At 65.5% G+C, this 19878-nt stretch carries 25 protein-coding genes; 15 read left to right on the forward strand and 10 right to left on the reverse strand.

What is annotated here, in order from left to right:
• Positions 1-378: 378 nt before the first annotated feature.
• Together AC6EUH_RS13910 and AC6EUH_RS13915 are read right to left on the reverse strand one after the other, a co-directional pair.
• A complete protein-coding gene (locus AC6EUH_RS13910) occupies positions 379-651 on the reverse strand; it encodes a hypothetical protein (RefSeq protein ID WP_499739101.1) in 273 nt (90 codons plus the stop codon).
• A complete protein-coding gene (locus tag AC6EUH_RS13915) occupies positions 570-1211 on the reverse strand; it encodes an IS1096 element passenger TnpR family protein (protein WP_499738997.1) in 642 nt (213 codons plus the stop codon). Before AC6EUH_RS13915 ends, AC6EUH_RS13910 begins: the two co-directional genes overlap by 82 nt.
• Between AC6EUH_RS13915 and AC6EUH_RS13920 the strand changes: the two genes are divergently transcribed.
• From AC6EUH_RS13920 to AC6EUH_RS13945, 6 genes are all read left to right on the forward strand, one after another.
• Entirely contained in the window at positions 1202-1357 is a 156-nt protein-coding gene (locus AC6EUH_RS13920; RefSeq protein ID WP_499739102.1) for a hypothetical protein, read from the forward strand. The genes AC6EUH_RS13915 and AC6EUH_RS13920 overlap by 10 nt on opposite strands.
• Before the next feature lie 82 nt (positions 1358-1439).
• Positions 1440-2333 carry a glucose 1-dehydrogenase gene (locus AC6EUH_RS13925; protein WP_056433303.1) on the forward strand — a complete coding sequence of 298 codons (894 nt, stop codon included), beginning with the start codon at positions 1440-1442 and terminating at the stop codon, positions 2331-2333.
• Positions 2334-2498: 165 nt separating this feature from the next.
• Positions 2499-2666 (forward strand): PspC domain-containing protein, encoded by a 168-nt coding sequence (locus tag AC6EUH_RS13930; RefSeq protein ID WP_235500318.1) that lies wholly within the window; start codon positions 2499-2501, stop codon positions 2664-2666.
• Between the two features lie 77 nt (positions 2667-2743).
• Positions 2744-3523 (forward strand): alpha/beta fold hydrolase, encoded by a 780-nt coding sequence (locus AC6EUH_RS13935; RefSeq protein WP_499738998.1) that lies wholly within the window; start codon positions 2744-2746, stop codon positions 3521-3523.
• 462 nt (positions 3524-3985) lie between these two features.
• Positions 3986-4687 carry an alpha/beta fold hydrolase gene (locus tag AC6EUH_RS13940; RefSeq protein ID WP_499739098.1) on the forward strand — a complete coding sequence of 234 codons (702 nt, stop codon included), beginning with the start codon at positions 3986-3988 and terminating at the stop codon, positions 4685-4687.
• 1743 nt (positions 4688-6430) lie between these two features.
• Positions 6431-6721, forward strand: coding sequence for a GNAT family N-acetyltransferase (locus AC6EUH_RS13945; protein ID WP_499739099.1), 291 nt, complete (start codon positions 6431-6433; stop codon positions 6719-6721).
• 292 nt (positions 6722-7013) lie between these two features.
• Here AC6EUH_RS13945 and AC6EUH_RS13950 read toward each other — a convergent pair whose 3' ends face one another.
• Positions 7014-7673: a Type 1 glutamine amidotransferase-like domain-containing protein gene (locus tag AC6EUH_RS13950; RefSeq protein ID WP_499738999.1), complete on the reverse strand. Its 660-nt coding sequence runs from the start codon at positions 7671-7673 to the stop codon at positions 7014-7016.
• A 492-nt stretch (positions 7674-8165) separates the two neighbouring features.
• Here AC6EUH_RS13950 and AC6EUH_RS13955 point away from each other — a divergent pair, with 492 nt between their 5' ends.
• Complete coding sequence (locus tag AC6EUH_RS13955) at positions 8166-8717, forward strand: hypothetical protein (protein ID WP_499739000.1); 552 nt, start codon at positions 8166-8168, stop codon at positions 8715-8717.
• Positions 8718-8904: 187 nt separating this feature from the next.
• Here AC6EUH_RS13955 and AC6EUH_RS13960 read toward each other — a convergent pair whose 3' ends face one another.
• The gene (locus AC6EUH_RS13960; protein ID WP_056433320.1) at positions 8905-9468 is read right to left on the reverse strand and encodes a dihydrofolate reductase family protein; all 564 of its coding nucleotides are present in this window, start codon (positions 9466-9468) and stop codon (positions 8905-8907) included.
• A 544-nt stretch (positions 9469-10012) separates the two neighbouring features.
• On the opposite strand from AC6EUH_RS13960, the gene AC6EUH_RS13965 reads away from it, so the two are divergent.
• The 3 genes from AC6EUH_RS13965 (at position 10013) to AC6EUH_RS13975 (ending at position 11973) form a co-directional block, all read left to right on the forward strand.
• Positions 10013-10726, forward strand: coding sequence for a 4a-hydroxytetrahydrobiopterin dehydratase (locus AC6EUH_RS13965; protein ID WP_499739001.1), 714 nt, complete (start codon positions 10013-10015; stop codon positions 10724-10726).
• A gap of 34 nt (positions 10727-10760) precedes the next feature.
• Positions 10761-11354 (forward strand): N-acetyltransferase, encoded by a 594-nt coding sequence (locus AC6EUH_RS13970; RefSeq protein ID WP_499739002.1) that lies wholly within the window; start codon positions 10761-10763, stop codon positions 11352-11354.
• 97 nt (positions 11355-11451) lie between these two features.
• The gene (locus AC6EUH_RS13975; protein ID WP_499739003.1) at positions 11452-11973 is read left to right on the forward strand and encodes a hypothetical protein; all 522 of its coding nucleotides are present in this window, start codon (positions 11452-11454) and stop codon (positions 11971-11973) included.
• Between the two features lie 127 nt (positions 11974-12100).
• On the opposite strand, the gene AC6EUH_RS13980 is transcribed toward AC6EUH_RS13975, so the two are convergent.
• Together AC6EUH_RS13980 and AC6EUH_RS13985 are read right to left on the reverse strand one after the other, a co-directional pair.
• Positions 12101-12421, reverse strand: coding sequence for a hypothetical protein (locus AC6EUH_RS13980; RefSeq protein ID WP_499739004.1), 321 nt, complete (start codon positions 12419-12421; stop codon positions 12101-12103).
• Positions 12422-12424: 3 nt separating this feature from the next.
• The gene (locus AC6EUH_RS13985; RefSeq protein WP_499739005.1) at positions 12425-12862 is read right to left on the reverse strand and encodes a VOC family protein; all 438 of its coding nucleotides are present in this window, start codon (positions 12860-12862) and stop codon (positions 12425-12427) included.
• Positions 12863-12948: 86 nt separating this feature from the next.
• Here AC6EUH_RS13985 and AC6EUH_RS13990 point away from each other — a divergent pair, with 86 nt between their 5' ends.
• Complete coding sequence (locus tag AC6EUH_RS13990) at positions 12949-13359, forward strand: hypothetical protein (protein WP_499739006.1); 411 nt, start codon at positions 12949-12951, stop codon at positions 13357-13359.
• 39 nt (positions 13360-13398) lie between these two features.
• On the opposite strand, the gene AC6EUH_RS13995 is transcribed toward AC6EUH_RS13990, so the two are convergent.
• Positions 13399-14223, reverse strand: coding sequence for an MBL fold metallo-hydrolase (locus AC6EUH_RS13995; protein WP_499739007.1), 825 nt, complete (start codon positions 14221-14223; stop codon positions 13399-13401).
• 212 nt (positions 14224-14435) lie between these two features.
• Positions 14436-14630: a hypothetical protein gene (locus AC6EUH_RS14000; protein WP_056433341.1), complete on the reverse strand. Its 195-nt coding sequence runs from the start codon at positions 14628-14630 to the stop codon at positions 14436-14438.
• A gap of 132 nt (positions 14631-14762) precedes the next feature.
• Here AC6EUH_RS14000 and AC6EUH_RS14005 point away from each other — a divergent pair, with 132 nt between their 5' ends.
• Both AC6EUH_RS14005 and AC6EUH_RS14010 read left to right on the forward strand, forming a co-directional pair.
• A complete protein-coding gene (locus AC6EUH_RS14005) occupies positions 14763-16583 on the forward strand; it encodes an AfsR/SARP family transcriptional regulator (protein ID WP_499739008.1) in 1821 nt (606 codons plus the stop codon).
• A gap of 144 nt (positions 16584-16727) precedes the next feature.
• Entirely contained in the window at positions 16728-17078 is a 351-nt protein-coding gene (locus AC6EUH_RS14010) for a hypothetical protein (protein WP_499739009.1), read from the forward strand.
• Positions 17079-17190: 112 nt separating this feature from the next.
• Here AC6EUH_RS14010 and AC6EUH_RS14015 read toward each other — a convergent pair whose 3' ends face one another.
• Positions 17191-17394 carry a cold-shock protein gene (locus tag AC6EUH_RS14015; RefSeq protein ID WP_024365339.1) on the reverse strand — a complete coding sequence of 68 codons (204 nt, stop codon included), beginning with the start codon at positions 17392-17394 and terminating at the stop codon, positions 17191-17193.
• Positions 17395-17661: 267 nt separating this feature from the next.
• Here AC6EUH_RS14015 and AC6EUH_RS14020 point away from each other — a divergent pair, with 267 nt between their 5' ends.
• Together AC6EUH_RS14020 and AC6EUH_RS14025 are read left to right on the forward strand one after the other, a co-directional pair.
• A complete protein-coding gene (locus tag AC6EUH_RS14020) occupies positions 17662-18084 on the forward strand; it encodes a helix-turn-helix transcriptional regulator (RefSeq protein WP_499739010.1) in 423 nt (140 codons plus the stop codon).
• Between the two features lie 37 nt (positions 18085-18121).
• Positions 18122-18523 carry a VOC family protein gene (locus AC6EUH_RS14025; RefSeq protein WP_499739011.1) on the forward strand — a complete coding sequence of 134 codons (402 nt, stop codon included), beginning with the start codon at positions 18122-18124 and terminating at the stop codon, positions 18521-18523.
• 43 nt (positions 18524-18566) lie between these two features.
• Here AC6EUH_RS14025 and AC6EUH_RS14030 read toward each other — a convergent pair whose 3' ends face one another.
• Positions 18567-19793 (reverse strand): acyltransferase family protein, encoded by a 1227-nt coding sequence (locus AC6EUH_RS14030; protein ID WP_499739012.1) that lies wholly within the window; start codon positions 19791-19793, stop codon positions 18567-18569.
• Positions 19794-19878: the final 85 nt, after the last annotated feature.

The following is a 19878-nucleotide window of genomic DNA, read 5'->3' on the forward strand; positions in this document are numbered from 1 at the left end:
CTCAAACAACAGACACACCCGGCACCACCACAACCAATCGGTCGCGGATCGCTCCGGAGCAACTTTTCAAACTTACCCGAACCCGTGAAGCTTTGCAAATCAACGTTTCCGCGATTCCCAGCCCCACAAGAGGATCCCCACCCTACTCCGGCACGCTCAACAGCGCACCATATTTCAGGCCGTTTATCAGGGGGTCGGTCGCAATCTTTCCGCATCAGCGGCGGCGACTCGAATAACTGTACACGCGACACAGCCCCCATACAAATCCACCCACCATGCCCCTCCCACAGCTCCGAAACCCTGGAACGGCGCGGAAACCAGGCCGCAAAAACGGCTCTCCTCCGGCCAAGCGGGCGAAGGAGGGGTCTGTGTACTGGCTCACATGCGCGGCGGTGCGCCGGCGGTGGACCTGCGCGCGTCCGAATTGAGTTCCCGGGCGTCATCCAGCAACACTGGCTTCCTGTTGTCCACCAGGAAGCCGGCCGCGTTCAGCATGTCCGCGATGATCCGTTCCCGCTCGCGCCAGGACGGGGTGGAGCCCTCAAGCAGCCAGTGGACCGCGATGCGGGTCACCAGGGCCGCCGCTTCGTCCGCAGGGAAGGCCGCCGCGGTGGCGACGAAATCCCAGAGGGGGCGGCCGCCGTCGTGCATCTTGCGGCCCGCCGGCGACAGACCAGCCGACCCTCGCTCTTCCGCAGCAGCTTCCAGGCCTGGAGCTGCTGCCGGAGCACTAGGAAGGGCAGGGTCTGGCTTTCGCGGTTCGCCGCTCCGGGCCAGCGGTAGGCCCACCCCAGCTCGCTGACCGTCTGGCGTACCACGGCGGGTTTGAGGTAGCCGTCCTGGGTTAACTGCAGTCCGTCAGCGCCCGCCTGCGTGAGGAGCCACTGCACGGGCCGCACGACGGCGTCGATCTCCTCGTCCGTGGGCGGTCCGGCCAGAGGCGTTTCGCCAGCCCGTCGAGGCGGACGTTGAGTGCATCGGCGTCGAACGCGTACGGCGCAAAGCTGCCGGCGTCTTGGCCAGTCGCGAACGTGTACCAGCCGGAGAGTTTCCTGGTGGTCCTCGTCCGCCGGGTCGGCCAGGGCTTCTATGAGGCGCGCATAACCGGACGTCCCGCCGGCATCCTCCACCGGGCCCCGGTTGGCGCCGCCGATCCAGCACACGGTGCCGGCAGTTCGGCCGGCCCAATCACTTCGAAGAGGTGCGTCCACGCATCGCCGAAGTCATACTCGTATTCGAGCGTGGCCGGCCCGGTCTGCTGTGCGTCGAGGAGTTCAAAGAGCACGACGCAGGACGCCGGCTCGTCGCCCATCTCCTCCGCCGGATCCTCCCCGTTGCGAGCCCGCCCCTGTCGTGACTAGGGTGGATGGTAAGCATGCTTAGCATGTGCGCGGCGTGTGAGCCGTCCGCGCCGAGGCCCGACGATCCCGAGGAGCACCATGACTGACCAGTACACGTTCAGGAACCCCGTCACGGCGTACGAGCAGATCGAGCCGCCCGAGCAGAGCCAGCCGGAACCCGGCCTGGACTCCAAGATGATGCCCAAGGCCGACCTGGGCGAGGACACCTACCGCGGCACCGGCCGGCTCGAAGGCCGCAAGGCACTCATCACCGGCGCGGACTCCGGGATCGGCGCCGCAACGGCGATCGCCTTCGCCCGCGAGGGTGCCGACGTCGTCATGTCCTACCTTCCGGAGGAGGAAGAGGACGCGGCCCGGGTCGCGGAGCTGATTGAAAAGGCCGGGCGGAAGGCGGTCAAGGTTCCCGGCGATCTCAAGGACTCGGCGATGTGCCGGCAGCTGGTGGAGACCGCCGTGCGCGAGCTGGGCGGTTTGGACATCCTGGTGAACAACGCCGGCAAGCAGGTGGCGCAGGAAGCGCTGGGCGACATCACCGACGTCGAGTTTGACCACACCTACAAGACCAATGTGTACGCGATGTTCTGGCTGACCAAGGAGGCGCTGCCGCACCTTCCGGCCGGGTCGAGCATCATCAACACGACGTCCATCCAGGCGTACAGCCCGTCGGAGACGCTGGTGGACTACGCCTCCACCAAGGGCGCCATCAACAACTTCACCAAGGGTCTGGCGCAGCAGCTCGCGCCCAAGGGCATCAGGGTCAACGCGGTGGCACCCGGTCCCATCTGGACTCCGCTCCAGCCCAGCGGCGGGCAGCTCACCCAGGATCTGCCGGAGTTTGGCAAGGAGACTCCGCTGGGCCGTGCCGGCCAGCCGGCAGAGCTTGCCCCGGCGTACGTGTTCCTGGCCTCAGCCGAGTCCAGCTACGTGATCGGCGAGACGCTCAACGTCAACGGCGGCATGCCGACGCCGTAGGCCGGGCTTCACGGCGCCGTCTCGGCGCGGATTGAACGCCAGCGGGCCCTCCCGGAACGGCTTTTGCCGCCGGAGCAGGTCCCGCTGGCGTTGTGCCGTTCTTGGGCCGGGACTGTTCTCATGACGGGCCCGCACTGCTACTTTGGCGGGATGGAACAATCACTGATGAGGCCACGGAACCGCAAGATCATCGCGGGGGTCTGCGCAGCCATCGCCGGCCGCTTCGGCATCTCCGTGACCGTGGTGCGCCTCGGCTTCGTGTTCTTCGGCCTCTTCGGCGTCGGTGAGCTCGTCTACATCGCGTTGTGGATCCTCATCCCCAAGTCCCGGTAACGTCCGACGGCGGCTGCCGGCCGGCCGGCGCGCGGAACTCCCCTTGAACTCTGCCCGCCCGCGCGTATCGTTTTTGCATGGGACCGATTCGGGTCATATTCCTTCCGGGTGCTGTTCTTCCCGCGCAGCTGGCCTACGGCCCGCTCCTCGAGGCCCTGGGACCGGACGTGCAGGCCGTCGCCAAGGACCTGGAACTCTATGCGGGCGACGAGCCCCTGCCCGGCTGGAGCCTGGACACCGAGATTACGGGCGGCCTGCGTGAAGCGGACGCCCGGGGCTGGGATTCGTTCCATCTCGCCGGGTATTCCGGGGGCGGCTCGGCGGCCCTCGCGTTCGCCGCCCAACACCCGCAGCGCCTGCTGAGCCTGGCCCTGCTGGAACCGGCCTGGGCCGGAACCTGGGACTGGAGCCCGGCCCACGCTGGGCTGTGGAAAGCCTTCGACCGGCTGGAAACCCTCCCGCCCGGACAGTTCATGCAGCAGTTCATGCAACTGCAGGTCAGGCCCGACGTCGTCCTGCCGCCGCCGGCGCCGGACGCCCCTCCGCCATGGCTGGCCAGGCGGCCGGCCGGCATCGCGGCGTTCCTGCGCAATTTCCGGAGCTACGACCTGGACCGCGGCCGGCTGGCCGCATTCGACTCCCCCGTCTTGTTCGTCCTGGGCGGCCTGAGCAACCCTGACCAGTTCGGTGAGATTGCCCGGCGCCTGTCCGCGGTTTTCCCCGACTTCCGGCTCGAAGTGTTCGCAGGCCGCCACCACTTCGATCCCCCGCACCGGGTGGAGCCCGGACGGCTGGCCCAGCTGTTGCGTGAGCACTGGGACCGTGCGGAGGGCAGCAACCCTTCCGCCATGAACTGACCCTTGGGGTCCATGAACGTTGCTCGGGACATTCCGAGATCGCAGGAAACCTGCGCAACGTGTTCACCGCGTCCGCTCAAGCGGATGGCGCTTCGAATCTGAGTGCCTATGACTTGCCCGCGCTTCGACCGCGCCATTAAGCGAAGGCGAGCATGTTCCGGATGGATCGCCGGGCCGGTCCGGCGTCGTGATGAAGAGGGATTCACCGTCGATCAGCGCGGCGAGTGCTCGATCAAACTGGGGCCGTGAGGCTCGGGCACCTTCACCGGGCAGTTTTGCGGGCGGGTCTTACGGGAATCCAGTAGCCGCGGTATTTCGGCGATAGTGATCCGGAGATTTTGAGTGATACTTGCGCCGCTGAACGACCGGCCTACGGCCTCATCGCCTCGCCCGTGCGATCAACCGCTCTGCGATGATGACCGGATGTACGTCAACGTGGACGAAGGCAGCAACCCGGTTCTAATGATTCACGCGGCCGGCGTGAGCGGATGGATGTGGAGACCCCTGCGCGAGCTGCTAGGGCCGACCATGAAAGCCATCGTCCCCGATCTCCCGGGATTCGGCCGTAGCGCAGCACAGCCGTACATCTCGCATGAAGACACCGTGCAAAGACTCACCGGCGTGATCGAACGCCACGCCCCGCAGGGAGCCCACGTCGTCGGCTTCTCCATGGGAGCCCAGCTCGCGATCCTGCTCGCTTCCGAGCTACCCCACCTTGTGCGGGGCGTCGTCGTTGTCAGCGCTGAAACAAGACCCGTTCCCTTTCCCGGACCTACGCTCGCACTGCTCAGCCTGGCTGCCCCGCTCGCTCGGCATAGGTGGTTTGCGGCGGCCCAAGCACACCAGCTCGGTATCCCCAATCACCTGTTGGACGACTACCTTCACGACAGCACCGCAACCACTCGCGAAACCCTCCTGTCTAGCGTCAGCGAGAACATCCGATTCATGCTGCCCGCGACATGGAGCGACTATCAGGGAGCCGCCGACGTACTGGTTGGAGCGAACGAACGAAAACTCATGCACGAATCCGCCAAGCTGACCGCTTCGGCGCTTCCTGGCAGCACTCTCCGCACGGTGCAGGGCGCTGCGCACGACCTCCCGTTCAGCCACCCCGGCATTATCGCGTCCACGCTTCACGGCCAGATCATCGGATTCACCGCCTGACCGCGCATTACCATTGACCGTTCACGGACGGACTCAGGAGCGGCAAGCGGTGACAAAAGGCTCAGCGAGAAAGCTGCCACTTACAGCTGCGATTCAATTCGGGAGGCGTGTCGCTATTTGCAGAACGGCCGGTATCCGATGTCCACCTCCAAGGAATTGGGACATGCTTGTCCGAATATCCTTTGAGCTTTTCCACCAGCGGCTCGCAACAGGAGGACCCTGGACAGGCGAGGATGTAGGCATGAGTTCACAAATGCCGATTGCTATCCGAGCCACCGCATATTGGAAGACTCGTCGTTGGTTGAAGAGTCGTTATCTCAGCATTCGGTATGACGCGCGATTCGCGGACGGGCGTGAGGAGCACGGCGTCGATTTGGACGCCGTTCTCCAAGGAGCCCGCTTCCCCGCGGACTACTGGTCCACGAAAAACGGCGCCAGAGATGCGTGCCCGGATGAAGGTACCGGAGCATGGGTGGACTACCCCTACGGCCGGCCGCTCTAATTCAGCCCCGAGTACTGGGGCGTTCCCGCCACGGGCGTCCCGATGTTGTCTGCCCGGTTGACGACCGGCTTACCGGCAGCGCAGCCACCCGCCATCAGAGGTTCGGGTGGGCGGCGCAGAGGACCCGTGGCAGCACCAGGAGGATTTCATTTTCGTCAGCGTTGGAATGGGGTTGATCATTTTTCACTCCGTCCGGGTCATTCGCCTACGCAGGGGCTAACTAGGCGATCTCCACTTCCCCTGGTCGGGGTCGGTGAGAAGACACACCGGGTCGGCAGATCGGTTCGAGGCTAGCGCGTTGGCCGTTTCGCGTGCCGCGCTGCCATTGCCATGCGTGCCAGAAGAGTAGGCAAAGGACGACAACAAGTCCAAGGAGTAGCGCGTGGGGCGCGAATGTCATCATTAGGAATGTAATGGCCGGCGGCCCACTCACAGGGCCCGGATTGAAGGTCACGGTCGACAGGACTGAGATGCTGCCGACGACCAGCACGGCGGCCAACAGCCACAACAAGGCGATGAATGGATTGACGGACCAGTGCCTATCTTGACGGGATGAATCCTGCGCAGTGTCCGGCACTCGGACCGCAGGATTCCCATCCTGGTCCACTTCCCGAAAGCCGATTCCGCTCGCTGATGGCTGCTTCATGTTCCCCCCAATGAACCTTCAACCGGTAGTTTTGCTGTGCGTCAACCCTAGCGTCAGTCCGTTGTCTCGCTGCGACGGCCGGGCGGATTGTTTCTCCCTCCGCGACCAGCTACCTCTCAGGGTGCTATTCGCGTCGGACCGACGCCGTTGAGGTGAGAAGTTGTGGGCGCCTCGGTTTACATGACTCGACGGCGCTGCGTTCTGATCGCATCCGTGGCTCGGGACTTGATCCCACTTGGGGAACGGACTCTTCGATGGCCGTTTCGCGAAGGGAACGGCTTACGTACACCGTGTAAGGCGCTGTTTCTGTATTCTCCGGAAGCCCTATGCATGCAGATCCGCGAGGCGAGCCCGATAGATGGGAAACTGCGAGAGTGATTCGTACTCTGAACTTACCTATTACCCTCAGCGTTACGGCTCAGGAGCTCACCCTGCGCAGGGCTTCCGAGAATGACCTCAGGGCACTGATGCTCCTTCTCGCGGACGATCCAATCAGCGCATCGAGGGTGACAAGGCCGACGGTTCTGATGCAGCGGCTTACCGGTCTGCGTTGACTGCGATCATCGCAGATCCCTCCAACGAACTCCTCGTGGTCGTGAACGAGGCAGATGAGCCCATAGCGACAATGCAGCTTACTCGGATACCTGGCATGGCCCGACGTGGGTCCACTCGGCTTCTGGTCGAAGCCGTCCGTGTCCGGAGCGACACGAGGTCGAGTGGCGTCGGATCAGCCATGATGCGGTGGGTTACTGAAACTGCAGCCCCCGCCGTGGCGGCGTCGCTAGTGCAACTTACGTCTGACGAGGAACGTCAGGACGCACACCGCTTTTATGAGCGTTTGGGTTTCGTTGGATCGCACCGTGGTTTCAAGTACAAAACAAAATAACGCCGATCACCATGGCATGTCTCCCGGTATAGGATCCCTCACCGGGACATTTGAGGTGTCGTTTAGCGACGCCGGTTCTACTCGCAAACGCGAAGCCAGTCAGTTAGGTTATGCGACAGCCCGAAGTCCGCTGGCTCCATTGTGTATTTGGGTGGATGCTCGGCAGTGCCGACCGCCGGTCGTGCAAGAATCGCGGCATGGAGGAGGATGAGCGGCAGATGAGGCAGCAGTTGATGCGCCCCCGTCCTGCTGCCCACCAAAGCCGCGCGACGTCATGAATGTCTGGAAGCTATCACCCGAACTTCGTCCATTGCCCTTCGGAAACCACCTCGACGGAGCCGTCGACGACCTTGATAGCTGTCTGCTCGTCGATGGCATAGGCCGGGCCACCGACGTCGGCGGCCCACCGCTCTGCGTGGGCCGGAGTGTTGGTCGGGAAAGCGTTCAAGTGCGGGAAGATCGAAAAGTCCACCACCCCCAGGGTGCGATCGTCCGGCGCGGACGGCCACTCGACGAAGTACTCCCCTATCCGGGGCGTCATCACCATGCTTCCGGCACTCACTCCCACCCATACCGTGTCGGGCAGCGACGGCAGCAGGTCGGCCAGCCCGGACTCACGCATCCAATGGCATAGGTACGTCGCGTCGCCGCCGTCGACCAAGAGCACGTCGGCCTCCCGAAGCCAGGGGACCCATCGCTCCGCGCCGATGGTGGGCAGCGCGGTGAGCTCTAGAACGCCGAGCGAAGCCCAGCCCAGGCCGGACAAGTGACGGACGTCGGGCTCGGCGGTCAGTAGGCCCAGCACCGATGCCGGTCCGCACATCGGGTGACCCCACTGCGCTGTAGGGACGACCAAGGCGTGGCACTGGGCGATCGGCTTGTCGAGAAGCTGCACGAGCGCCGAGTGGATGCTCGGGTTCGTCACGCCGCCTGACGTAAGCAAGAGTTTCAAAGGTGCCCCCCAAAGTTTCGCGCGCGGATGGTGGATGTGCCTGAAGACGCGGGACCGGGCTGGAAATCACTGGCCGATTTGGTAGGCCCGCCCACCTCGCGCTCGACCCTTCAATTGGGACACACCCAGCAAGACCTTGTCCACAGTTCGCTTGGACGCAACCCTCAAGTTGGCCTGACCATCCACGATAGAAATCTAACCCGCCCAGTACGCTGTGCCCATGCAGATTCGTGAATCCACCCTGGATGCCCTGGGACATGTGAATGCGGTCTGCGATGCCAGCGCCCGAACACGCTGGATCAGGGAGATGATCGCCCCCAGGAGCGACCGAGTCGTATTGGTGGCTGTCACACAAGGCGAAGTCGTCGGCGTGGTCCGGCCCGTCTTCCGCCAACCGGCGGTCGGGACCTTCTACACCCTCCATCCGGCACTAGTTGACTGGCTGGGGCCTTCCGGGCAGGCTGTGAGGACATCCGGCACGGGGGGACCACGATGACACACCGACGCTCGGTGGCCGCCATCGCGGTGCTGCTCGGGTTTGCCCTTTCCGGGTGCCAGCCTGTTGCCGGCCCGCTCACGGTCGGGTCTCCCGCAGCAGCTGTGCCCAGCCCGTCGTCCTCCGAGCTTGCAGCAATCATCCAGGCTGCCGTCGAGGACCGTAACGGCACTGCTCTCGACGTTCCACCGGCGCCGCAGCTCGGCGACGCGCAGTCGACGGCGGCCTACCGGGCCAAGCGCGCGAGGGACCTTCCAGTGGTGGCCCGGTCAAAGGCCCGCTTCAAGTCGATGGGCTTCTGGTACAAGGACTTTTCGACGACGATCACGGTGGAGTCATTCGAGGTGACCGGCTCGGAAGCGAGAGTCCATTTCGAGGAATTGACCGAGGAACACCAGGCCTCGGCGGCGAATGGGCCAAGCGACGTCCCGTCCGGCTACTCGCTGCCGCAGACGGCGACGTTCCGGGCGTCCGCGGACGGCTGGCAGCTCGACAGCATCACGCCTTTGGTGCATGGAGGCGGCTTGCCGATGTCCGTCGTCGAGTAGCGGGAACGCGCAGAGGTGCCCGCGGCCCCGCTGCCGCGCTCTTGGTTGCTGCCCGGTTGAGGGTGGCGATGGCAACCACGACGATGACTTCCATCAAGGTATCAACGGGGTCAGTCCTCAAACAGCATCAGTTGCCCATGTTCCTTCAGGATGAGGTGCCCCGGCTGTACTCGCGGAGGAATCGCGCTCAGCGCCTCGTCTCGTACCTGGTCAGGACCACGCCGCCGGGAAACGTCCGCGTCTCCACCAGGTTCAGGTTCACCCAGCTGTCCAGCGAGGTGAAGAACGGAGTGCCGCCGCCCACCAGGACCGGATGGGTCGCCAGCACGTATTCGTCGATCAGCCCTGCCCTCATGGCCGCCCCGGCGAGCGTTGCGCCCCCGACGCTCATCGGGCCGCCGTCCCCGGCCTTGAGCCGGGTGATCTCAGCGATCGCGTCGCCGGTGACCAGGCGGGTGTTCCAGCCGACCTTGTCGATCGTCGAGGAGAACACCACCTTAGGCGTGTCCCGCCAGTTCCGCGCGAACGCGATCTCCGCCGGGGTGGCGTTGGGCTGCTGGTCGCCGGTCGGCCAGTAGGAACTCATGGTCTCCCAGAGCTTGCGGCCGTACAGCGACAGGCTGCTAGCCTGCTCCTGCTCGAGCCACCACTGGAACAGTTCGTCGCTCGGCCCGCCCCAGCCGATGTCGTCGCCGGCCGCGGCGATGTAGCCGTCCAAGGTCAGATTCATGCCGTAGATCAGTTTCCGCACGGCGCCAGCCTTCCGTCTCGTAGTGGTCGAGGGCGTCCTTGAACTCTGTCGTCCCGCATATGATCGGCAGCGTCCTGTCCCTCATGGTGCCACCGTAACTGCCCATGATCTGGATGCCATAGCCTTCGGTCAGCTTTTCAACTGAGCTGCCCGGTGAAGGATCGGCCCGAGCATGCTCATCCCCGGGTTTGACTCCCGGTAGTACCACACCAAGCCGATCGACCGCTGGAATGCCCACGCGGCTCCACGCCACCACTCAACGTCACCGCAAGCCAGCTCATTGCGGAGGACTGACCTTCTTTCGTCGTCGAGCATGTGCCAAGGGGCAAACATTTCGGAGTGCGCTAGGTCGTGGGGCGCTGCAACAGCGCGTGACGACGGATGCACTCAAGGCGCCATTCCGGAAACTGGTCGATGGGTAGCAGGCGCTGACTTCCCTTGAAGATGAGTTCCGTATCGGCTTTACTGTTGGCACAGGGGGCGGGAGGCACTTACAGATGATGAGCTCCAGCGCTGAGGCTGAATCACAGATGAGGTCCCGAACATGGACATGCTGAACGGCGAGGAGATTGCCGAGGCCAGGCTGAGCGACTGGCGCAAGTTGGCCCAGGGACTCCATGCCCGCTACCTGGTCGACGACTTCGGCACCGGTGCACGGTTCGTTACCGCGGTAGGCGAGGCGGGCGATGCGCTCGGACACTACCCGAGCGTGTCGATCGGGAATGGGTATGTCGATCTCAAGATGGTCAGCGCGGACGCCATCTACCGCGACGACGAGGGCACCGAACACGTCGTCGAATGGGTGACCCAACAGGACGTCGACCTCGCGCGACGGATCACCGAGATCGCCGCCGACCACGAGGTCGACGCCGACCCGGCCTCGGTCAGCGTAGTCGAGCTCGGTCTCGATACGGCCCACTCCGCGACCATCGCCCCGGTGTGGGCCGCGCTGTTGACCGGGAACGCCGAGGCCCAGGGTCACGGGTCGCCCAGCGACGAGATCAGGGACGCTACAGGGCGTGTACCGAACCTGTGGTTTGGGGACGCCCGTGCGCACGAGACCCCCAGACAGCGGTTCCACGTCGAGGTCTATGTGGCGCCCGAAGTGGCCGAGCAACGAATCGCCGCTGCCGTCGCCGCGGGCGGGACTGTCGTCGATGACAGCGGCGCGCCGTCGCTCACCGTGATCGCCGACCAGGACGGCAACACAGGAGTCCTATGCGTCGCCGAGTCCCCCGCGACGAGATCAACCTCGTGACTTTTCTTCAACTCGTTCCCGAGACAACCCTGAGGTGGGCGTGACGACGACGCATGTGATCAAGCCGCTCACGGCCGAGACCTTCCCGGCGTGGCTGGCGCTCGCGCAGAAGCACAACGGGGTCTGGGGCGGGTGCTACTGCTCGTATTTCCACGACGACACGGAGCGCACCGTCAAGAGCGAGTACGACGGGCCGACGTTCAAGCGGAGACTCGTGGCGGAGGGCGTCGCGCACGCCGCGCTCGTCTTCGACGGCGACGACGCCATCGCGTGGTGCGAGTACGGCAGCCCGGTCGAGCTGCCGCGCATCTATCATCGCAAGGAGTACGACGCAGGCGAGTCCGAGCCGGCGCCGTGGCGCATCACATGCTTCTTCGTCGATCGCGACCACCGACGGTCGGGAGTGGCACGGGAGGCGCTGGATGGCGCGCTCGAGCTGATCGCGCAGGCCGGCGGCGGCGAGGTGGTCTCGTTCCCCAACGAGCTCGCCCCGGGCAAGAGGTCGTCGTCCTCATTCCTCCACAACGGTACGAGGGCCATGTTCGAGAAGGCGGGATTCACGTTCGAGCGTCACATCGGCAAGAGCAAGACCGTGATGCGCAAGACGGTCCCGCCGGCCCGCGGCTGACGCTGGAGTCGCACGCATCTTTCCTGGTGTTCATCGCACAGGCCCACCGGTAGAGTTCACGACCGTACCGCAGCGCACCCTCACCGTTAGGAAAGCCATGGCAAAGACAGCTCACGTTGAACGGCTTGAGATTGCTGTCGGGGGGCTATCCCGAGCTGAATTGATGAGCAGGCTGAGCTCGCGGGGCGTCCTGCTTAACGCGCATGCTAAAACCCTGTTGGAAAACGCCGTCTTCGACAAGCGGGCCATCCGCGCCATTGTGGTCACCGAGCGCACGGTCGCCGGCTTGGGCCTTCCCGGTGGTGTGACACTTCCCCAGATCCTCGAGGGTGCGCAGCAACAGGGCTTGTTGCTCTGCCCGGCGGACGCTGGGCCCTATTTGCGCATGGCTCTGAGCGATCAGGCGACATCCCTTGATTCGGTGATGTCCTCAGGGAGGGCGCCCACCGGCGCCCTTACGGTTGCTGCCGAATCGCTGAGTGCTGACGACGACTATCCCAAGGGCTTCTATCTTCGCGTCGTGGACGGGCAAGCCTGGCTGCGTGGCTATCGATGTGACGACGAGCATCCGTGGTCCGCCGATGACCGGTTTGTCTTTCGTCTGGACCCCGCAGCCTGATTGAGCTCAACCCGGCCCAGGCGGACGGCCGGGCGCAGACGGTGCCGGTGATCTACTCGTCTGGTGAAGGGGATGGCGACATCGAGCGGACTACTCACCATCACCCCGTCGAATAAGCTCGAGCGGCCTACCGGTGATCCCGGATCAGGGGGGAGGTGATTGCGCCCATTTCGCGGGGGTCGACCTCGGGATGGGTGGCGGCCCAAGCATGAAGCGCGTCAATATAGTTTGTGAGCGGTCCGCCCGGGTCAGGCACACGGTCCGCTTCAGCCTGCAATGCACGGATAGCGGCCCACAACTCCTGACCTCGACCTGAGCCGACCGCCGCTAGGAATAGCTCCTTCTCTGACGGCACAGCCTCACCGCGCTGGCGCGCCGGGCCGTAGCGGAACTGATACCACGACTCGTAGTAAGCCCTCAACGCTGCACTGAGTTCTTCGTCGACCATGGGTCAGTCCTCCTTCAATTTCTCGGCGAGCATCACGATAATTCCGCTGGGGCCGCGGAGGTACGTGAGTTTGTAGAGGTCCTCATAGGTCGCCACACCGCGTAGCGGATAGCATCCATGCTTCGCAGCCACCTCAAGGGCCTCGTCGATGTCGTCGACCGAGAAGGCCACCCGGTGCATCCCGATGTCGTTGGGACGGGTCGGGTTCGACTCGATCGCTTCGGGGTGGATGTATTCGAAGAGCTCGAGCCGACCATGACCGTCCGGGGTCTGGAGCATCGCGATGTTGGCGTGGTTGCCATCAAGTCCGACGGCGGTATCGGTCCACTCGCCGCTGACCGTGTCACGGCCGATGACCGTAAGACCGAGATCGGTGAAAAAAGCGATTGTTGCTTCGAGGTCGCGAACGGCGATACCGACGTTCTCAAGTTTGATGGCCATGCGTTGAAGCTACCAAGGCGGACCGATTACCTCCAGAGGCGAGGCGTCGTCGCTCCGGGTTCGTTCCGGGCTGCTACAACTGAGCCATGGGATGGCTCGATAAGAAGTTCGACACGTGGTTCGACGAAACGGACTGGCCGAAGGACCCGAGCTTGGATCTGTTCCGAGATGCGGTGTGGAGGCTGTCGCTGAACGGCGAGGCCAAAGGTTGGGTGACCGCCTCGGTCAGCCCCATGCGGTCGTTTCCCCTCCTCTGGGTCAAGCAGGAGCGGATGTGGACCCAGATGCACTGGTTCGGTGGCGAGCACGAATACCTGGAAGAGGACTACGGGCCCGACTGGCCTGTCGCGGAGGAACTGCGGGGCGGGCACTTTGCCACTTTCGACCCTCGAACCGGCCTCGAGGTAAATTTCGACGCGACCCTGGTTACCGGCTCCGAGCGTGACTCCCTGTGGGCACGACTGGATCACGGCGTGGAACCATACAACCGGAAATAGGCAGACCGCGAGCAGAGCCTCTTTCCCGCAGAGCGTTCGCTAGCCGGGCGTTCCGGCGCGCCCGCCTCTTTGGGCGAGCCGCTGCAGTTGCCATCTGTGCACGTCGGGCAGCCACTCCAACGGGGCCGAGGGGCCGACGCGCGGGTCGTCGGGCACACCGCCGTCGCGCAGGGCCGCTACATACGCGCGGTCCTGGTTGATTCGTGCCCGCAACTGCCCGGTTCCGCCGACTGAGCCGTGACCGGGGATGACGGCAGCAACGTCGTCGGCCACACCCTCGTACAGCAGCAGCGCAGCAAGGTAGTCCCCGACCGGATCCGCGGCCTCGAGGTCGAGGAACGGCATCAGGATGTCGGACAGCATGTCGCCGGCGACCAGGACGCCGCGCTCCTCGATCAGCAGCGCGGCATGACCCCGGGCATGGGCCTGATGCTCGATGATCCGGACTGTGGGCCCGTCCCAAGGAATCTGCGCAGCTCCGGCGGGCAGACCGGCAAGAAGACCGAGCATGTCCATCGGGATATCGTCGGCGTACTCCGGCGGCAGCCCCTCGGCCACGCGGGCCTTCCAGTCCGGGTGCGACAGCACATCGTGGATGGCGGCCGCGCAGCGGGCTGTACCGTAGCGGGGCACGTCGCCGAAGTCCGCGGGCCACAGCACGTGGTCCCAATGAGGATGCGTCGAGAAGCCTGCCACGACGGGCTGGCCCAACTCGCGCAGGTCGTTCGCGAGGTCGGCCATTTCGCCAGTTGTTATACCGGGATCGATGAGCAACACACCGTCCCGGCCCTGCACCACCACGGAGTTGCTCTGGATGAAGTCGCTCTCGTGCACGAGAACGCCCTCAGCAACGTGCTTCAGCATGAAACGCCTTCCGCTTGTGGTGTGCACCGCTGGTCGAGACGGTATTGCCTACCGGTGGTAGACCGCAAGCACTAGCGGACGAGCCGCCGTCGAGAAGGCGAACGCGGAACGCCCCCACGAAGCGCGGACTCCACACGCCGGAGACACTACGGGGCGACGGGCCCCCGGCCCGCCGCCCCGTAAGAATCCCCGGCGATCGTCAAAATCTGCAATTACTGGACCCTCGACCCCGGCAGGTACCAGGCCAGCGACGACGAGAAGGGCTCGCTGGGCAGGTTCCCGGTGCTCCAGAACTCGGTGGACCGCACCACGGGGGTGTGGCCGTGTCCGTCCTTGAGTACGGCGCGGACCGTGGCGGTGCCGGCGACAATCACGAGTCCGAGCAGAAGGACTACGAACAGTTCCATTTTTTGATTCCTCGGGTGGAGAGCGGATTGGATGACTCCAGTGTCGGAACCCTCCGTGTGAACAACCGTGTGAATCCCCCGGGACTGAATTCCCGGAACGCCAACGGGCCCCCGGGGCGTAAAATTGCTCCTATGGCCGAGACGTGGATTCGGCTCCTCGGTCCGCCAAAGATCGAGTCCGCAGGTACCGCTCCCCCACAGCCCAAAGGCCGCAAAGCCTGGGCTGTGCTGGCCTACCTCGCCCTGCAGCCGGACGGCGTCAGCCGTTCCCGGACCGCCATGTTGCTCTTCCCGGACGCCGCGGATCCGCTGGGCGCCCTGCGCTGGAACCTGTCCGAGCTGCGCCGGACCCTCGACGGCGTCTCCATCACCGGCGACCCGTTGCGGCTGACACTCCTGCCGCCCTGGCATTGCGACGCCCTAGAGTTGGTGGGCTCGGCCAACGGCCCCGGCCTGGACCCGCGAACGGTCGACGGCCAGCTGCTGGAGGGGCTCTCCTTCGCGGACAACGCTGTCTTCGAATCCTGGCTGGCGGACCAGCGGTACCGGCTCGAAAACTGCGTCCAGTCGCTGCTCTACGAAGCGTCGCTGGCCGCCCTCGCCGCGGGCGCTGCCGCCGACGCCGTCGAACTCGCCTCGCTGGCACTGCGCCGGGATGCGTTCCACGCGGACTGCACCGCCGTCCTGGTGAAGGCTCTCGTTGCCCTCGGCGAGCACCGGCGGGCGCGGGACGAGGTCGCTAAGTGTGCGGAGCTGTACCACCGTGAGCTGGGCCTGCCGCTGCCGGCGGAGGTCCGGCGCGCCCTGTCCGATTCCGCGCCGGTGGCCGACCCCGAGCTCCACGCCAACGTGGCCACCGTGCGGTCCTATCTCGACGCCGGCAGCGCCTCCCTCTCGGCGGGCGCCGTCGACCGGGGGCTCGACCAGCTGCGCCTCGCCGTCGTTCTGGCCCAGCGCGCTGGGCTACCAAACCCCGACCGGCACCTCGTGGCCGAATCGCTGGTGACACTGGCCGGCGCGCTCATCCACCAGGCCGGCGGCCGCGGCGCCGAGGTGGCCGACTTCCTGCACCGCGCGCTGTCGGCGGAAGCACCCGACGGCGTCTCCCGGACTGCCGCGGCGGCCTACCGCGAGCTGGGCTACTTGTCCGTCCAACGTGGAGTGCCGGACCGGGCGGCCGGCTGGCTGGACCGGGCGATGCAGGCGGCGCAGGGAATCCCGGAGGAGCAGGCCCGGATCCTGGCGATCCAGGGCATGCTGGCGTCGGACACCGCACACTACGGCGATGCGGTGGCTGCCTTCGCCGAGTCCAGGCGGCTGGCCCGGGCGGTGCGGAACCGCCGGCAGCTGGCGTTCAGCGAGGCGCTGCTGGGCCGCGTGCACCTGCTCCGCGGGGACCTGGAGCTGGCGGCCGCCGCCCTGGACCGGGCACTGGACTCGGTGGCGGCGGAACACTGGACCGCGTTCGAACCGTTTGTCGCCGGGGTCCGCGGTGAAACGTACCTGGCCGCCGGGCGGCTGGAGGAGGCCGCTGCCCTGATCGACCGGTCCTGGGTGATGGCCGAACTCGCCGGCGACCACTGCTACATGGCTTTGGCGGCCGGGGCCGAAGCCCGCCTGTTCCTGGCGCACGGCGACCTGGCCGCCGCCGAGCACTGGATCGACCGGGGCTTGGAACCCAAGCCCTGGTACCTCTGGTACACGGCCCGGCTGCTGGACACCGCGGCGGAAGTCACCATCGCCGCGGGCTCCCCGCGGGCCGCCGGGTTCGTGGACCGGCTGGCCGCGCTGGCCAGCCGGAGCGGCATGCGGGAGTTTGTGGTCCGGGCGCAGTCGCACCGCGCGGCCCTCGGAGACGAGGCCGCGGCCCAGTCCGTGCCCTGGCTCGCGAAGGAGATCGACAACCCAACGCTGACCGCGTTCCTGGCCGGCCGCCACGTCGTCGCGCATTGACCTCGCCGGCGTTGAGTTGGCCGCGGTTCAGCGGGTCCGGAGCTGATTCCGGAAGCCCTGTCCCGCCGTCGAACACGGGACTAACATGCAGCTGTACCGATGGAATTGCCACCGTGCTGACTACTGCGTGGAAGGACATTTGTCATGGAATGCATTACGTGGTTCGCGCCGATTCTGCCCGGGAAACTGGACGAATGGAAGTCGCTCGACGCGGAGATGAACGGCCCGCGCCGGGAGGAACATGCCCGCTCCAGGAAGCGCATGGGCGTCACCCGGGAGGTCGCCAGCCTGGTGCAGACCCCGCAGGGGGATTTCGTCAGCCTGTTCCATGAGGCCGAGGACCTTGCGAAGGCCTTCCAGACGCTCGCCGCCTCGGATGATCCCTACGATGTGTGGTTCCGCGAGCATCTGGTCAGCGTGCACGGGCTGACAGCGGAGATGCTTGCGGGGCCCATCCCGGCGACGCTGTTCTTCGACTACCGGGCCGACGGCTGATAGCGGCTGACGAAACACACCCGGGTTAAACAAAAGCAGGGCCCGTCAAAGACGGACCCTGCTCGAAACCTGTAAGGTTCCGGACTCAGAAGAGTTAGCTGAAAGCTAAGTCTTAGAGAGCCTGGATGTTTACGGCCTGGGGACCCTTGGGGCCCTGCTCGGTTTCGAAGGAGACCTTCTGGTTCTCTTCGAGGGAGCGGAAGCCGGAGGAAGCGATCGCAGAGTAGTGCGCGAAGACGTCCTGTGAGGAGTCATCGGGGGAAATGAAGCCGAAGCCCTTTTCAGCGTTAAACCATTTGACGGTACCAGTAGCCATTATTTTTTGTCCTTCGTGAAGGTGGAGGAAAAGTCCCGACTTTCGGGTCCTCCGGTGTGGGGTGCTCAAAACCGCTGCTTCAGAAGAACAAGGTCTTGCAACCTTGCGTACTGCCTGAACTACGAACTGCATAAACACAACAACAGGATCAACACTACAGGAGTTTCGCGGGGCGGCTTACCAAAGCGGTTTTCACGGGACGACGGCGGGGCCCCGCCGCCCTTATCCGGGCGCCCGCCGGGACGTCCCCCGATCTAGAATGGCGACATGACACCACAGGAGCTGGCAAACCTGACGCACCTGCGCCGGGCCCGGGACCTGATCGACCGTGACTACGCCCGGCCGCTGGATGTGCCCACCATGGCTGCCGGTGCGCTGATGTCCCCGGCGCACTTCTCCCGCCAGTTCAAAGCGGCCTACGGCGAGACCCCGTACAACTACCTCATGACCCGGCGGATCGAACGCGCCATGGCGCTGCTGCGGGCCGGTTCCAGCGTGACGGATGCGTGCATGGAGGTGGGCTGTACGTCGCTGGGATCGTTCAGCTCGCGGTTCACCGAGATCGTCGGCATGACCCCCAGCGAATACCGGTCGCGGGAACACCACGCCGTGAACGCGATGCCGCCGTGCATTGCCCGGCTGCGCACCCGGCCGCCCCGGAAGCAGGGCGTTCAAGCCGAGCAGGATTGAAGAAGCGCTCCGGCAGCCGCAGCCCTAGCGTGGAGACATGAACATTTCACTGCAGTACTCACAAATCACCGTCAATGACCTCGACGAGTCGCTCGCGTTCTACCGCGACGTGCTCGGCCTGGAAGTCCGCAACGACGTCGGCTCGGACGGGCAACGCTGGGTCACCCTCGGCAGCACGGCCCAGCCGGATCTGGAGCTGGTGCTGTCCGAGCCGCATGCCGGCCGCTCCCAGGACGACGGCGACGCCCTCCAGCAGCTGCTCGTCAAGGGCGCCCTGCCCATCCTGGTGTTCCGCACGGACGATCTGGACGCCACGTTCGAGGCGGTCCGGGCCTCCGGCGCGGAGGTCCTCCAGGAACCCATCGTCCAGCCGTGGGGACCGCGCGACTGCGCCTTCCGCGACCCGTCCGGCAACATGGTCAGGTTTAACCAGGCCTGACGGGCGGGAAGAGACGAACGACGCCGGGGCGGACGCAACCGCGCTAGCTGCGGTGACCCGCGCCCGCCTCGGCCATGGCCCGGACAGGCGGAGCTTCCGGGGTGGCCGGGCGCCCCGGGGTTGCCGAAGTGTCCGCGGGCGCCTCGGGTGCGTCGTTGCAGACCCGGCGCCCCACGGCGCGCCCCGCGGCCATCGAGAGCCGGTGGGCGGGCTGTTCCACGTAGCGGTAGAACAGCTCGGCTGCCACAAACGAGGCGGCCACAGAGACGGCGAGCGCCAGCGGAAGCGAGACCGATCGAAGCAGGGTGACGGCGGCCAGGATGATCGGAAGGTGCACCAGGTAGAGGCTGAAGGACACGCGTCCCAGCCATTGCGCCAAGGCCGTGTCACCGAGCCGCTTGGCCGGCTCCCAGGCCACGAAGAGCAGGACGATCAGCACCGCGCCCACCGTGACAACGGCTTCGACGCCGGGGACCGGCTGCTCGGGGCTGATCCACTCCGCGTTGGCCAGGAGAAGTCCCGCCGCGGCCACGGCGAACCAGACGAGGCGCGGCCAGTTCCGCATCAGTTCACCGATCCGCTCACGCTCAGCGCCGAGGACCGCCCCGATGGCGAAGATCGGGAGGTAGGTCAGCCAGTCCACGTCCTGCACCCCAGCCACGACGGCCAGCAGGAGCGCAAGTCCGATTTTCACGTGCCAGAGGCGCCGCCAGCGGACGGCAATGAGGACGTAGGCCGGCAGCAGGAGGGAGAACGCGACTTCCCACTTCAGGGACCAGAGCGGGGTGTTGATGGTGCTGGCGTTCAGCAGGAGCAGGCCGTCCTTGAGGACCTGGCCCGCGCTGGGCTCAGTCACGTACATGTCCGCCCACGGACTCTGCAGCGGCGACGCCGACCGGGGAACCACGGCAATCAACGCGACTGCCACCACCAGGGACGCCCAGGCCGGCAGGTAGAGCCGGAAGAAACGCTTGGCGTAGTACTGCGCCCAGCTCCTGGCCGCGCCGGGCCGGGTAAACGGCAGGACCAGGACGAAGCCGGAGAGCACAAAAAACACGTGGACAGCCGGAGTGCCGTTCCAAAGGACGTGCAGCGGGGAGAAAACAGCCCACCACTCTGCAGTGCTGAGTTCCGCGGAGCGGTCGTCGCTGACTGCGCTCCCGATTCCGGGGAGCGTCGACATGACGTGGCAGGCGACAACCACCAGGGCGGCAATCCCCCTGAGGCCGTCCAGCTGCGTGACTCTTGAATGAGCAGACTTAGAGCGCATTCACCTCATGTTACCAGTTCGTTACATTGCAGCCCCGGACCCTTCCCGCCTGATTCCATGATTGCTACGATTGCTACGGAGGCAG

Source organism: Arthrobacter sp. 001422645 (assembly GCF_059816125.1).

Coding starts and splice junctions, on each gene's coding strand:
- AC6EUH_RS13910 (WP_499739101.1), bottom strand. CDS start 651: ATGCACGACGGCGGCCGCCCCCTCTGGGATTTCGTCGCCACCGCGGCG.
- AC6EUH_RS13925 (WP_056433303.1), top strand. CDS start 1,440: ATGACTGACCAGTACACGTTCAGGAACCCCGTCACGGCGTACGAGCAG.
- AC6EUH_RS13990 (WP_499739006.1), top strand. CDS start 12,949: ATGGGATGGCTCGATAAGAAGTTCGACACGTGGTTCGACGAAACGGAC.
- AC6EUH_RS14020 (WP_499739010.1), top strand. CDS start 17,662: ATGACACCACAGGAGCTGGCAAACCTGACGCACCTGCGCCGGGCCCGG.
- AC6EUH_RS13980 (WP_499739004.1), bottom strand. CDS start 12,421: ATGGTCGACGAAGAACTCAGTGCAGCGTTGAGGGCTTACTACGAGTCG.
- AC6EUH_RS13995 (WP_499739007.1), bottom strand. CDS start 14,223: ATGCTGAAGCACGTTGCTGAGGGCGTTCTCGTGCACGAGAGCGACTTC.
- AC6EUH_RS13955 (WP_499739000.1), top strand. CDS start 8,166: ATGACACACCGACGCTCGGTGGCCGCCATCGCGGTGCTGCTCGGGTTT.
- AC6EUH_RS13975 (WP_499739003.1), top strand. CDS start 11,452: ATGGCAAAGACAGCTCACGTTGAACGGCTTGAGATTGCTGTCGGGGGG.
- AC6EUH_RS13930 (WP_235500318.1), top strand. CDS start 2,499: ATGAGGCCACGGAACCGCAAGATCATCGCGGGGGTCTGCGCAGCCATC.
- AC6EUH_RS14005 (WP_499739008.1), top strand. CDS start 14,763: ATGGCCGAGACGTGGATTCGGCTCCTCGGTCCGCCAAAGATCGAGTCC.
- AC6EUH_RS13940 (WP_499739098.1), top strand. CDS start 3,986: ATGATTCACGCGGCCGGCGTGAGCGGATGGATGTGGAGACCCCTGCGC.
- AC6EUH_RS14030 (WP_499739012.1), bottom strand. CDS start 19,793: ATGCGCTCTAAGTCTGCTCATTCAAGAGTCACGCAGCTGGACGGCCTC.
- AC6EUH_RS14000 (WP_056433341.1), bottom strand. CDS start 14,630: ATGGAACTGTTCGTAGTCCTTCTGCTCGGACTCGTGATTGTCGCCGGC.
- AC6EUH_RS13965 (WP_499739001.1), top strand. CDS start 10,013: ATGGACATGCTGAACGGCGAGGAGATTGCCGAGGCCAGGCTGAGCGAC.
- AC6EUH_RS14010 (WP_499739009.1), top strand. CDS start 16,728: ATGGAATGCATTACGTGGTTCGCGCCGATTCTGCCCGGGAAACTGGAC.
- AC6EUH_RS13985 (WP_499739005.1), bottom strand. CDS start 12,862: ATGGCCATCAAACTTGAGAACGTCGGTATCGCCGTTCGCGACCTCGAA.
- AC6EUH_RS14015 (WP_024365339.1), bottom strand. CDS start 17,394: ATGGCTACTGGTACCGTCAAATGGTTTAACGCTGAAAAGGGCTTCGGC.
- AC6EUH_RS13935 (WP_499738998.1), top strand. CDS start 2,744: ATGGGACCGATTCGGGTCATATTCCTTCCGGGTGCTGTTCTTCCCGCG.
- AC6EUH_RS14025 (WP_499739011.1), top strand. CDS start 18,122: ATGAACATTTCACTGCAGTACTCACAAATCACCGTCAATGACCTCGAC.